The organism is Gordonia sp. X0973 (assembly GCF_013348785.1).
Taxonomy (GTDB): Bacteria; Actinomycetota; Actinomycetes; order Mycobacteriales; family Mycobacteriaceae; genus Gordonia.
Window position 1 is genome coordinate 3,486,624 of record NZ_CP054691.1, and the last position, 13,049, is coordinate 3,499,672.

Annotated in this window: 9 protein-coding genes and 1 other annotated feature; of the genes, 6 read left to right on the top strand and 3 right to left on the bottom strand. The window is 65.0% G+C overall.

The window, feature by feature from the left end:
• Positions 1-8: 8 nt before the first annotated feature.
• The 3 genes from HUN08_RS17120 (at position 9) to HUN08_RS17130 (ending at position 3,874) form a co-directional block, all read left to right on the top strand.
• Entirely contained in the window at positions 9-1,076 is a 1,068-nt protein-coding gene (locus HUN08_RS17120; RefSeq protein ID WP_003937320.1) for a BtrH N-terminal domain-containing protein, read from the top strand.
• A 74-nt stretch (positions 1,077-1,150) separates the two neighbouring features.
• Positions 1,151-2,782 carry a long-chain fatty acid--CoA ligase gene (locus HUN08_RS17125; RefSeq protein WP_003937321.1) on the top strand — a complete coding sequence of 544 codons (1,632 nt, stop codon included), beginning with the start codon at positions 1,151-1,153 and terminating at the stop codon, positions 2,780-2,782.
• A 585-nt stretch (positions 2,783-3,367) separates the two neighbouring features.
• The gene (locus HUN08_RS17130; protein ID WP_228791322.1) at positions 3,368-3,874 is read left to right on the top strand and encodes an integrase core domain-containing protein; all 507 of its coding nucleotides are present in this window, start codon (positions 3,368-3,370) and stop codon (positions 3,872-3,874) included.
• Between the two features lie 47 nt (positions 3,875-3,921).
• On the opposite strand, the gene HUN08_RS17135 is transcribed toward HUN08_RS17130, so the two are convergent.
• Positions 3,922-4,608 (bottom strand): TetR/AcrR family transcriptional regulator, encoded by a 687-nt coding sequence (locus HUN08_RS17135; RefSeq protein WP_008382024.1) that lies wholly within the window; start codon positions 4,606-4,608, stop codon positions 3,922-3,924.
• 187 nt (positions 4,609-4,795) lie between these two features.
• On the opposite strand from HUN08_RS17135, the gene HUN08_RS17140 reads away from it, so the two are divergent.
• On the top strand, positions 4,796-6,277 hold the full coding sequence (locus HUN08_RS17140) for an MFS transporter (RefSeq protein ID WP_050792883.1): 1,482 nt from the start codon (positions 4,796-4,798) through the stop codon (positions 6,275-6,277).
• A 24-nt stretch (positions 6,278-6,301) separates the two neighbouring features.
• On the opposite strand, the gene HUN08_RS17145 is transcribed toward HUN08_RS17140, so the two are convergent.
• Positions 6,302-7,524 (bottom strand): IS3 family transposase gene (locus HUN08_RS17145; protein WP_301546786.1). Its coding sequence is split into 2 segments (ribosomal slippage): positions 6,302-7,245 and positions 7,245-7,524, totalling 1,224 coding nucleotides; the frame shifts between segments, so codons are not numbered across the junction.
• Positions 7,122-7,255: a sequence feature (AL1L pseudoknot), on the bottom strand. (Overlaps the previous gene by 134 nt.)
• A 264-nt stretch (positions 7,525-7,788) precedes the next feature.
• Between HUN08_RS17145 and HUN08_RS18465 the strand changes: the two genes are divergently transcribed.
• Positions 7,789-8,130 (top strand): Pycsar system effector family protein, encoded by a 342-nt coding sequence (locus tag HUN08_RS18465; protein ID WP_223291356.1) that lies wholly within the window; start codon positions 7,789-7,791, stop codon positions 8,128-8,130.
• Between the two features lie 1,760 nt (positions 8,131-9,890).
• On the opposite strand, the gene HUN08_RS18475 is transcribed toward HUN08_RS18465, so the two are convergent.
• Positions 9,891-10,205: a Uma2 family endonuclease gene (locus HUN08_RS18475; protein WP_367649924.1), complete on the bottom strand. Its 315-nt coding sequence runs from the start codon at positions 10,203-10,205 to the stop codon at positions 9,891-9,893.
• A gap of 271 nt (positions 10,206-10,476) precedes the next feature.
• Between HUN08_RS18475 and HUN08_RS17155 the strand changes: the two genes are divergently transcribed.
• A complete protein-coding gene (locus HUN08_RS17155; RefSeq protein WP_124247659.1) occupies positions 10,477-13,047 on the top strand; it encodes a hypothetical protein in 2,571 nt (856 codons plus the stop codon).
• The last annotated feature ends 2 nt before the right edge of the window (positions 13,048-13,049 follow it).

Here is a 13,049-nt window from a genome sequence, read left to right on the forward strand (position 1 = left end):
GAACTCCTATGCCCCGCAGAACCCTGATCAAGGACTACCCGCATCGGATGGCGGGGCATTGCGGCTCTGGCGCGATGCGCGATCTTCTGCACTGGCATGGTCTGGGGTGGGATGGACCGCCCGACGAAGGTCTGGTGTTCGCGCTCGGTGGCGCGGTGGGGCTATCCTACCTCCGGTCGAGCGACCTCGTCCCACCGCTGTACCTGGTGGGACGAGGTGCCGACTTCGAAGTCGATCTACCCCGCCGACTCGGCGGACAGGTCCACGTTCTCACGACCGACGATCCTCGCGAGGGATGGTCATGGGTTCTCGACGAGATCGAAGCAGGCAGACCCAGTCTGGTGTGGGGCGACATCGGTGAGTTGCCGTACCTGCGGGTCCAGTTGCGGATGAGTCGCCACGATATCGTCGTGATCGGTCACGACGAGGCCGAGGGGATCGCTTTTGTCGTGGACAATGACCGCGCCGAGGTGCAGGAGGTCCCGCTCGATGCGCTGGCTCGGGCGCGGTCCTCGAAGTCTTTCCCGGAACCGACGCGCCACTGCACCTACCGCATCATCTGGCCGGACGCGCTGCCAGACGTGGCGGAAGTAGCGGCAGAGGCATTTCGCCAGTCCGCGGCCAGTATGCGCCGCCCGTCGCAGCCCGGGATCGTCGATCTCACGACAGCGGCGGCCGGGGCCGAGGGCCTAGCTGCGGTCGTACAGCTGGCGGCCGACGTTCGGACCTGGGCCGATCTTCCGATAGACGACCTCGAGATCCTCCTGTTCAGCCTGAGCGCTTTTATCGAGAAGGCAGGTACCGGCGGCGGGCTGTTCCGCCGATTGCTCGCCGATGGCTGCGCGGATGTCGCACGCCTGACCGGCGACTTCGCCACCGCTCAACTCGCCGTCTCCGCCAGCCGTTGTGCGCAGGCATGGACCGAGACTGCACGTGCCGGTATCCGGCGCGACGTTGATGTGCGAGCGCGCGCGGCCGGGATGTCTTTGGCGGCTAGCCGGCTGCCAGAGCTGGAGTTGGACCTGGTCGAGTCCCTGGAGTCTGCTTCAAGCTCGCTTATGGCTGCAGATCGCTGACAGCCCCACTTTTCCCCGGACGCTCGGTCTCCGGATCGCTGTGTTCGAAGGCAACTCTCTCAACAAGGAATGCTATGCAGAGCACGATGATGAACGTCCCGTTGACAACTGCGGCGATTCTGCGCCACGGCTCGAGTGTGCATGGCTCGGCAACCGTGCGGACCTTGCAGCCCGACGGGAGCGTGAAGGTCGCCTCGTTCGCCGAGATCGGACGGCGGTCCGCCCAGTTGGCCAACGCGTTGCGCGGTTGCGGGATCACAGGCGATGAGCGCGTCGCAACCTTTATGTGGAACAACCAGGAACATGTGGAAGCCTACTGTGCGGTGCCCTCGATGGGCGCGGTACTGCACACTCTCAATCTACGCCTCGCCTCAGATCAACTCGTCTACATAGGCAACCACGCCGAGGACCGGGTCGTGATTCTCGACGGAAGCCTGGTCCCGCTGCTGGCCCCCGTGCTGCCGCACATCACCAGTGTGCACACCGTCGTCGTGACCGGGGGGGTGGACCTCACCCCGCTGCACCGTGACGGGCTCACAGTCGTGGGTTACGAGGAGTTCATCTCCGCTCAGCCCGAGACGTTCGACTGGCCTGACCTCGATGAGCAGTCAGCAGCCGCCATGTGTTACACCTCCGGTACCACCGGGACCCCCAAAGGCGTCGCCTACAGCCACCGGTCGACCTACCTGCATTCGATGGCGGCCTGCGCCGCCGACGGACTGCGAGTCGGCTGCGATGACCGGATCCTCGCTATTGTGCCGATGTTCCATGCCAACGCCTGGGGACTGGTCTATGCCGCCCTCATGGCAGGTGCCGACCTTCTCATGCCTGACCGGTTCCTGCAGGCCGAGCCGCTGGTACGGCTCATCGATGCCCAGAAGCCAACCGTCGCAGGCGCGGTCCCGACGATCTGGAACGACGTGCTGAACTTCGTGGAGGCCAACCCCAGCTACGACATCTCCTCTCTCGGCCTGGTTGCCTGCGGTGGCTCCGCCGTGCCCGTTCACCTGATGGAGATCTTCGAGGAGAAGTACGGCGTACAGGTTGTCCAGGCGTGGGGAATGACCGAGACCTCGCCGCTGGCCACCGTCGCGCGTCCGCCGGCATCGCTCGACACGCAGGAGCGGTGGCGCCTGCGAGCCACTCAAGGCCGTCCGGTTCCAGGTGTGGAATTGAGGATCGTCGGCGACGCGGGCAATGAGCTCCCGCACGACGGCGAAGCCGTCGGCGAGCTGCAGGTGCGCGGACCTTGGATCACCGGCTCGTACATCGGCGAAGAGGATGACGGGGAGAAGTTTCAGGACGGTTGGTTGCGCACCGGCGACGTCGGTCGGATCGATGAACGCAGTTTCGTCACGCTGACCGACCGCACAAAGGACGTGATCAAGTCTGGCGGGGAGTGGATCTCCTCGGTCGAGCTCGAACTGCTGCTCGCCGGACACCCCGATGTGCTCGAGGCATCTGTGATCGGGGTGCCGGACGAGAAGTGGCAGGAACGTCCCCTCGCGGTGATCGTCGTACGTGACGGGCGCGAGCCCACACCTGCCCATCTGCGTGACTTCCTCGTTGGCAAGGTCGCCAAATGGTGGCTGCCCGAGCGTTGGTGCTTCGTCTCCGAGGTGCCCAAGACCTCGGTCGGCAAGTTCGACAAGAAGCGCCTGCGCTCCCTGCATGCCGAAGGAGAGCTTGCCGTCGTCGAAATCTAGGAATCCTCTCTAGATCATCGAGCACGGGTCCCTGCTCACATCGTGGGGTTAGGATCCGCGGCGGACAGTCCGACTTCGAGTACCTTGCCCGGCCTTAGTGGTCACGCCTCTCTTCAGTCACGCCGCGAACGCAGACCGGGTGGTGCGACATACCCCACGCTGAGTCAGCCGAGAACCTCGCAGGCCAAACCTCGACTGCCGCGCGATCGCGGCCACTTGGCGGCCCTGGATACTTCCTGCTGGTACCTGCGAAAATTCCCACCTGCAGTGCTGGCGGCGGTCCGGTTCGACCATCGCAAGGTGTGGGCGATGTGCCGTTGCGACGGGCACCCGGTGTCGCAGGCGACCGTGCTGCGGTGCCTGCGAGACGAGGGTCTGCTGCCGCCAGCCGCAAGGCTGCGTTCGCCGCCGAGCCCACCGGCCCGAATCAGGTGTAGCGTTTGGACTTCAGTGAGTTCGAGACCACCGCTGGCGGGACGTGGCGTATCGCGGATTGCCGGGACTACTGGAGCAAATACGAGCATCCCTGGCATGTGTCGCCGACGGCGAACCAGCACGAACGCGATCACCGCGATCGAGCGCGCTTTGGCCGACTACGAGCAGTCGTACGACCACCCGCTGGCCGAAACGTGCCCACGCGAGCCCGGCCGTGGTCTCGAGCCCGCGGCGACGATCGTGACCTACAACGGCGGCCCGTTCCGGTCGTTCCGCTTCGAGGCGTTCGTCACCGCACACCCCGAACTGCGCCACGTCGGTACCCGAGTCAGGTCGCCGGGCCAGAACGGCTCGCGCGAACGCGGTTTCGGGTCGCTGAAGTACGAGCGACTGTTCCTCGAGGAGATCGATGACGTCTTGGCCGTGGTGAAGCACGCTGACGCCTACCGGGTCGAGCACAACACCGTCCGGCCGCACGAAGCCATCGCTTGGAACCGGCCGATCCAGATCCACCCTGGCCTGGTCGGCCCTCGGATCCCCAACTTTCCCCGAGACCGAAAACCTGCCAACTACTTGACACGGGACACGACGACGCAGCAGCGGCCTCGTCCAGGAGTGTTCGATCAACGGCTCTGGTATCCCTCACACCCGAATTGAGCCAGAGCCGTTGACCCGACCTCCGTACGTGCGGGCTTTTGTCGGTTTTACTTGCGGGTGTTGTGGTTGTGGTGGGCGGTGAGGAAATCGTCGACCAGGCGTGCGCAGTCGTGGTGGTCGATGCTGTGCAGCCCGGTGAGGCGAGCGAAGACGATCGGGCCCAGCAGCTGGATGATGACGAAGGTGGTGTCGAGGTCGCCGAGGTGGGCGCGGGCCTCAGGGCTGGTGAGGATGTGGTCGAACGGTTCGCGGTAGCGGCGGATGACCTGGGCGCGCAGGGAGGTGACCGCGCCCGAGTCAGGGGGTGCGCCGGGGTCGGGGGTAATGGATCCCATGGCCAGCCAGGACAGGGTGGTCAGCTGGAGGGGAGCGTTCTCGATCAGGTCGGCTTGGGCGGTGAGCAACGCGATCAACTGCTCGCGCACGGGCCCGTCGTCGGGTGGGGTGTCCACGCGTGGGAGTAGGCGTTCGAAGGTGGCCGCGAGCAGGTGGGTGCTGCTGCCGAAGTGCCGGTAGAGGGTGGTGCGCGCGACTTTCGAGGTGCGGGTGACCGCGTCGATGGTGACCGCGTCGATACCGCCGGTGGCCAGCAGATGGGTGGCCGCGTCGAGCAACCGTGCCCGCGAGCGCGCCAACCGCGGATCGGCCTGATCGAGATCCGCGTCCTGCTCGCCGGTGGCGGAGTGGGGCGCGGCGGGTCCGGTGCGGGTGTCGGCCTGGTCGCGGGTGGTCATGGTCGGGAAGACCTCCAAGGAAACGGGCGGCGGTGAATGTGTCCGATTTCGACTCTATCGCAACCACTCTCGCCTGTGATACTCATGGTAGCGAAGCGATACCGATGGTTTCGTCGGGTGGGAGGTGCCGGTGAACGCACCGGAAACGACTGACGGTCACAGTGTGCTGGCGCGGGCCGAATGGTGGATGCTGACGGTGTCGTGCCTGGCGGTGGCGCTGGTCGTCGCGGCGATGGCTGCACTGTATTCGGCGTTGCCGCTGATCGCGGTCGCGACCGGGGCGACCCAATCGCAGCTGACCTGGATCGTCGACGGCTACACCCTGATCCTGGCGTGCCTGGTCCTGCCCGCCGGCGCGGTGGGTGACCGCTACGGGCGCCGCGTCGTGCTGATCGCGGGCCTGGCGGTGTTCTCCGTGGCCTCGGCGCTGCCGCTGCTCATGTCGGGGCCGGTGTGGCTGATCGCGGCCCGCGCGGCGGCGGGCGCGGGCGCGGCACTGGTGATGCCCTCGACCCTGTCGATCCTGACCGCGGGGCTGCCCGAAGCGCATCGCGGGCGCGCGGTCGGGGTGTGGGCTGGGGTCGCCGGGTCCGGTGCGGTGCTCGGGATCCTCGGCTCGGGACTGCTGCTGGCGCGGTGGTCGTGGGAATCGGTGTTCGTGGGACTGACCGTGGCCGGGGTGGTGCTGGCCGCGCTGGCGTGCACCATCGCCGAATCCCGCGAGCGGGAACACCCGCCGGTGGACTGGGTGGGCGCGGTGGCGGTGGCGATCGCGATCGCGGCGATCGTGTTCGCCTGCGTCGAGATCCCCGCGCGCGGCTGGCTCGACCCGCTCGTGACCCCCACCCTCGCGCTCGGTGTCGCCGCGGCGGTGGTGTTCGTGATCATGGAGTTGCGGGTCGCCGCGCCGCTGCTGGATGTGCGGTTGTTCGCCCGGCGGGGGTTCGGGGCCGGGTCACTGTCGGTGACCATCCAGTTCCTGGTCACCTTCGGGGTGTTCCTGCTGCTGGTGCAATACCTGCAATTGATCCTCGGGTACGGGCCGCTCGGTTCGGCGCTGGGCCTGGTGCCGATGGCGGTGCCGCTGGTGGCGATCTCGGTGATCGCGCCGTGGCTGTCGAGCCGGGTCGGGCTGCGGGCGATGACCGTCACCGGGCTGCTCGCCATCGCGACCGGACTCTTCCTGGTGAGCCGGTTGACCCTGGCCGCCGACTACCCAGACCTGTTGTGGCCGTTGCTGATCCTGAGCGCCGGGCTGGGATTGTGCACCGCCCCGGCCACCTACGCCATCGTCGCCGACACCCCCGTGGCCAAACACGGTGTCGCCGCCGCCGTCAACGACGCCGCCCGCGAGATCGGCGCGGCCATCGGAATCGCCGTATCCGGCAGCGTGCTCGCCGCCGGATACACCCACCACATCCAACCCGCCCTGCCCCAGCTGCCCGAACCCGCTCGCGGCCCGGTCGCCGACTCCCTCGCCGCCGCCCTGCAGGTCGCCGACCGCGCCGGACCCGCCGCCCAGCCACTGGCCGAATTCGCCAAGACCGCGTTCGTACACGGCAGCACCCAGGCCGCGCTCGCGCTGGCGGCCATCACCGCGGCCGGAGCACTCGCGCTGGCCATCCTCGCCCCCGGACGCACACCCCGGCCCACCCCCACCACGACCTGAAGCGCCCTGGGTTTCGTTCCGTGGTTACACGGTCGCGGGCGCGGTCGTCGTGGTGTGAGTGTAGGTCGCTCCGACGTTCGCCGGGGTGCGGTAGCCGAGAGCTTCGTGGAGCCGGGAGGTGTTCCACCAGTGGACCCAGCCCATCGTGGCGAGCTCAACCTCGCTGACTGACTCCCAGATCCGCTTGGAGTAGATCAACTCCGCCTTGTATAGGCCGTTCACTGTCTCGGCCAGCGCGTTATCGTAGCTATCGCCGACGGTACCTACTGAAGCCGTAACTCCCGCGGCGAGCAGAGCGTCCGAATAGGCGAGCGAAACGTATTGACTACCCCTGTCGGAATGGTGGATCAATCCGCTTTCGTTCCTGCTCACCCCGGTGGACTGCAGTGCATGCTCCAGTGCGAGCAATGGCAGAGACTCCGTGTGGAGCGTGGGCGCGACCGCCCAGCCGACAATTCTGCGACTGAAGACATCGGTAACGAATGCGACGTAGCAGAACCCGGAGAGCATCCGGACGTAGGTGATGTCGGCGACCCAAAGCTGCTGCGGTCGATCCGCGACGAACCGCCGTTCAACGAGGTCCGGGCGCTGGTCATCTCCGTCTGCGGAGCAGGTGGTGACGGGCTTTCGACCTCGGCGAACGCCCTGCAGGCCGGCGATCTTCATCAGCCTCGCGATCTGGTCGCGACCGACGTTCCATCCTGCGTGGCGCATTGCGTGCCACATCTTCCGGACCCCATAGACGCTGTAGTTCGCCTGATGAATCCGCTGCACCTCCTCCGCCAGCATCTCGTCCCGAACGCTGCGAGCGGAGGCCGGCCTGTTCTTGGCAGCGCGGTATCCGCGGGAGGTGATGAACCCACATTCTGTCGCACTGAGGATGCGGCAGATGGCCTCGACCCCGAACTTCTCGCGATGCATGTCGACGAACGCGATCATTTCGTCGTGGGGCGGTCGAGTTCCGCTGCGAAAAACGCTGAGGCGGCCTTCAGGATCTCGTTCGCACGTCGCGCCTCGGCGAGCTCCCGCCGGAGACGGCGATTCTCCTCCTCGAGCGGCTCTCCCGGTCCGACCGGCTCGGTGGCGCCGTAGCGATTGCACCAGATCCGCAGCGTCTCTGTGCCGACACCGAGCTGCGGCGCGACGGCACGGATCGATGCTGCGCGAGGGCCGCCCTCGCGGGGTTGGCGGTCGTAGACCATGCGCACGGCACGCTCACGCAGCTCTGGACTGAACTTCTTGGGCATACTCCGATTCTCCTTGCTGAGACTCGGAACGGAACCCAGGGCGCTTCAACGCACCCCACGTCGTCGCCCTCGTCCGAGCCGGCAAGACCTTCGAGAAAGGCAAACTCGTCGAATCCGACACCCCATCAACATCGCAAGAGGAGGCCGCCTGAAACAACCTCATCCACAGGTCTTGACAATATCTCCGATACGAAGGCGCCATTTGCACTGACAATTGAGACCGCGCTCCTCGTGGGAGTTATCACGCTGTCGGGCGAGGGGCGGGTGCTCCATGACCTTGGGGGCTGGGCCGTAGTCTGGTACGTCGTTGGCATCCTCCTCTTAGTAGCTAGCGTCCTATGTGCGGCCTGGGTTGTGCGTCCCCGGCTACGGGCCTCCAACCTCGAGGTTGAGGCGCCGGACAACTTTGTCTATTTCGGACACCTGCGGCACCTGACGCCCGAAGCCGTTCAGGATCGGCTCGAGGGCCCGACTCTTCTTCCGGTACTGTCGAAACAGCTCGTGGAGATGAGCAAGATAGCGTGGACAAAGCACCGGCTTGTGCAGTTGTCTATGAGTCTTTCTCCGATTGGCGTTATGGCACTTGGCATATGTGCGACATGCTGACTTGTGTGAGGCGATGCTCGGTCGTCAGAGCAGAGGGGTTGCCGCTGCATGGGCGCCGCAAGAGATCGATCTACGCCAAATGTTCGCCGAAAGTGACTTGGATGGCCGACCACATGGAGAATCAAAATTGACACGACTCATCGAGGCACGCATGTTCTGTCAGACTTCCGGGGGTAGCGCTGCTAATCTCCGCTGCATCTCGACACCCCTACCATGCCCCCAATTACGAGGAGCACATGAATCAGGCAATAGATGTCGTTCTGCGCGCAGGCCTGGCTCTTATATCCGTGACTGCTTTCTACTCCGCGGCTGCCACAAGATGGCCCACCAGCTACTACGTCCTCGACGATGCCATTGGGTCTACGGTGTCAGCAACATGGTGGAAGTACGGCGCATTCAGGTTTCTACCGCTATTCTTCGCATCAATTTGCGCTATGGCATATCTGCCCGAATGGTTGCATCGCGCAATAGTAGGACTTCTCATTGCCATAGGTAGCGCGCTTATCTCACTATGGCGCATCAACCCCATCACCAACCCAGACCCAAAACACACCCCATCCTGGTATGTGGCACAAGGTGTGATAATAACAGTATCCACCGTGTTAGTTGCTGTTAGCACGCTAGTCGCACCACTTCTCGGCAACGCACTACCGAAATGGCATGACCTAACGACTGCCCTTATCACTGCGGTGATGGTGGTCTCCGTTGCTAGCATGGTCATAAGTTCAACATCGAAGCAGAGAATCCTCAGTAAGGATCGAGTGCAAACGGCAGCCGCACCTCACCAAGAGATGGTCGAATCCATCGCGCTGGAACACGGCATCTATCGGCCGCTAGCGCTTGCACTCGTAACCACGGAAGAGCTCCAAAGACCGGCTTGGTTTCGAGCCTTTGAATATCCGCTTGCTAAGTTTGGAGTATCAAAAACGGTAGGCCTTGGACAATCGTCCGGACGATGGGGTGTAACCAATAGGGCCACAGTTTCCGAGTTGGTCAGGAACCTAACACCCCCACTGGATAACGAAGGCCGAATCAATCGGAACAAAGTTGCAGCAATCGCCGAGTCTGTCAACGAAGGGGATGGGTACGTTGAGTTCGTGTTGACAGTTTTTGATCAGCTTACTAAGGGGTGCCACGAGTCAGCGGACATAGACACCGACGGAAATCCATTCATAGTCGCAGACACACCCACCCTAATGCGTGGACAGTGGGATCTATCAGGTGATATCGGCCCGTCGGTTCAAACTCTTTGGGCCAAGAATCGCGCGGCTGACATAACCGTCGAAATGACGATTGAGGATACCCAAGCGCCCTCGACACGTAGGGCCTGGAGTGGCCGAATTCCTGTCGAGTGGACAGCTGTTGAACTAACGCGAGATAGCCCCAATGAATCCGGAATAGTCTTGTACCCAAGCGTACAACTGCCTTCTTAATGGGATTCATGGGCGCCTTCGGCTCCCCGCCGACGCCGTAGGTGCCGGCGTCGACATAAGAGCATCCCCCGGTGCCCACGCTGTTCACGCCATCGACTGGGCCGATTCGGAGGCGACGGAGGTTCCCCCGCGTCGGGCGACTAACCCACGGTGCAGACGGCACGAGCATGACCTCGAAGGGCTCGGAGAGTTCCAGCTCCTGGTCGCTCTGAGCGGTTCCCGCGACCTGATACTCCCCGTCGCGAGGCACCCATGCCGTAACCGAGGACTCATCCGGGTCGACAACCCAATAGTGCGCACACCCCGCCCGTTACAGGCGTTCCTTCTTCAGCAGGAGATCAACACTCCGCGTCGACAGCGACAACACTTCGACGGCAAGGATCGGCGCACCCCCAAAGGCTTCGTCGTCGAACGGCTCTCTCGCGACAACACCAGCAGGTCCGGTTGGATGACGGTGTCGTCGGCGAGGACGACACCAAAGGGTGCGAACAAGACCTCGACCCACGGAGGACGCGCCGCGTCAAGCGTGAGGTGCAACCGCGCAACGACCCGTTGGTGAATCCTGCGTGGCGACGGACTCACGACGAGTGCCCCGTCGAGCAACTCGTACCGGTGCCCGTCACAATCCGTCCCGCACCGCACGTCAGCACCGGTGGCGCACCATCCCTGTGGACCGCACCGATCTGTGGGAAAAGTCCGCCGACGTCGACTTCGGCTATCGATACCTTGGCTAGCAACCTCGGCTAGCAATCTCAGCGAGAGGCCCTTCCTGAAACCCGTTGCCTGTGACCGTCCACTACGTCTTCACCCGCCGGATCTCCCTCCACAGATTCGAGTAGTCCACTACGCACGACCTTCTCCGCGTCGAAGCCCACTCTGATGGCAGAGCACTTCCCCAGCAGAGGAGATCGCGATGCCAGGCAAGAAGCGGCCCGTCAAGGCCACCAAGTCCGTCACGGCCACCCGAGCCAAGCGCGTCATCGCGAAGCCCGTCGCGGCACCAGAACCCGTGCAACCCTTCGACGACCGCCAGATCCGTCGCCTGGAACTTCGCGTCGGGGAACGCATCGGGACCGAGGACCTGACCCCCGCCGCACAGACATCGCTGGCCACCGGGCTGGCCCCGCTGAACTGGCTCAACGACCTCATGCCCGACGCGCGGAGCACCCTCGCCGGCGACGCCGATGCCGCCGCCCGACTGCGCGTCACCCTGACCCGTCTCGGCGAGACAGCGCATGACGCGGCTCGCGACGCACGGACCGGACGAGCCGACTCACCGTCGAAGCAGGACCAAAGCCCGCAATGGACCGCGCTCCCCCAACGTCGGCTCCAAACGAACTCGCAGGCCGTCGCCCAACTCGCGTCGGCAGCAATATGGGCGAGCGACGACGAGGCGCAGGCCCAGCTGATGCTCGACGGCCTCGCGGCCGCCCTCGCCGCGTCGCACTGGGCCCACGAACTACTCAAGGCCGTGGACTCCGCACCATCGCAGGGCGCCTCGATCCGCTCCCTGGCGATGGCACTCGACGGCTTCGGCGGCTTCGACCCACGCGGCTTCGACGACGGCGGATTGGATCCCCTGGGACCGAAGGACCCGAAGCTGCCCAAGGATCCCAAGGGCGGTCTGGTCATCGTCATCCCGGGCAAGGGCATCGGGGACTTGATTCCCGGCAAATGGTGGCAACACATCGTCCATGACCCGGAGACCCCCGGGGGCCTTAGGCTCGACGTGCCGATCTACGTCGAACCCTGCATCCTGCGAGCAATCGCCGCGATGTCCAGGATGCGGGCCGACGCCACACACTGGTCGATCACCGGCATCGACAACCCGCACGCCTGCCCCGGATCGGTGATCACGCTGACGGGCACCGGATTCGGCATCAGCAAGGGCACGGTCACGTTCGCCGCCGCGAACCACGAGCGCACGAACGGCACCGTGAACTCTTGGTCGGACACGAAGATCACCGTCCGCATCCCGTCCGACGCGATCCCCGGCGACATCATGATCGAGGCACTGGCCGGCACCGTGCGGATGTGCGGCGGCGAGTTCCCGGTGATGCGTTCGGGCACCTCTCTCGTCGAGTTCCGCGGCGGCGTCGCCGAGATCTCCTACTTCGACCTGCGCAACGGCGCCACCCACCGCGTCGACTTCAACACCGTCACCCGAATCGACCTAGTCACCACTGCCGGCCCAGACATCCGCTGCGGCATCGAGGTGTGGCACGGACCGACGCTCCTCACGAAGCTCGACAACCTGCCCGGCGGCGCCCACACCCTCACCTTCACCACCCCCAACGGACCGGTCCCCAGGACCCTCCGCTGCGCCGCCAAAGCCGCCAACGGTTGCGGCACAACGCATCGCGAGTTCTTCCTCATCGTCGGCCCCAAGCCCGTCCCGAAGATCGACACCATCACCTTTGTCCAAGGCATCCAATACCCGGCGCTACCGATTTCTGGAAAACACACCCCCGTGAAGGTCGTCGAGAAGCGAGCCACTCTGGCCCGCGTCTACGTCCGTTCACCCTTCGACTTCGGCCTCGACTTCGGCGCCAATCCGGGCGAGATCTCGGTGACGGGCAGCCTGCGCCTCACCTCGAGCGTCGGCACGGTCGTTCTGACACCGATCAACGCGCCCTTCGCCGCACAGCCCGTCCCGTCCATCGCCGCAGCGCTAGATTTCGAGCTCCCGCCCGACCTCCTCGTCGGGACCGTCACCGCGGACGCGACCGTGTGGCCGACGTCCACCCCCGCAGGCACCGGATACTGGCCGGCGTCCTCGTCGGCGACGACCACATTCACCCCTTCGGGCCAACTGACGTTCGTGCAGCTGCTCGTCCGTGACGACCTCGCGCCACATGCGGCCGCGGCCCCGTCGGCGGCCGATTGGAGCGCCGGTGTGCTGAGCATCGCCGAGCGCTTCCCGCTTTCCCCTGGCCGGATCTACCAGATCCCCAGCGTCGCGCAGCCGTCAATGGGGACCGGCAAACACGACCTCATGACCAAAGACGGCTGGCACGAAGTCCTGGCCGACATCTGTGACATCGCCGACGACCACAAGTGGGCGAAGGGCTCCGACGTGATCTGGCTCGCGATGACGCCAACCAACACGTCCTACGGCCTGAACGGCACGTCCAACGCCGGCGGCATCCGGCGAGCGGTGGTCCAGGGGACGCTGCGCGGTTCGATCGCCCACGAGACCACGCACACGCTGGGCGTGCTGCACGCTCCCGCCGCCGACTCCCCCGCGGGCATGCCGACCGACATCGACAAACGCCTCCCGACCGACGGCCAGATCGAACCAGGCACCGTCGGCTGGCGGCCCTCTGATGACCTGATCTTCACCCATCCCTGGCCGGAACTGATGTCGTATCAGACACCCGATGCGGCCGGTTACCCAGCGCCGGCACCGCCCCCCGGGCAGCGTTATCAAGACCGTTGGCCCTCGGCAACGCTGTGGGACATCCTGATCGAGCAGATTGGATAAGC

Excerpts from the sequence above, each read along its gene's own strand:
- HUN08_RS17120 (WP_003937320.1), top strand. The coding sequence starts at position 9 with ATGCCCCGCAGAACCCTGATCAAGGACTACCCGCATCGGATGGCGGGG.
- HUN08_RS17125 (WP_003937321.1), top strand. The coding sequence starts at position 1,151 with ATGCAGAGCACGATGATGAACGTCCCGTTGACAACTGCGGCGATTCTG.
- HUN08_RS17135 (WP_008382024.1), bottom strand. The coding sequence starts at position 4,608 with ATGACCACCCGCGACCAGGCCGACACCCGCACCGGACCCGCCGCGCCC.
- HUN08_RS17140 (WP_050792883.1), top strand. The coding sequence starts at position 4,796 with ATGCTGACGGTGTCGTGCCTGGCGGTGGCGCTGGTCGTCGCGGCGATG.
- HUN08_RS17155 (WP_124247659.1), top strand. The coding sequence starts at position 10,477 with ATGCCAGGCAAGAAGCGGCCCGTCAAGGCCACCAAGTCCGTCACGGCC.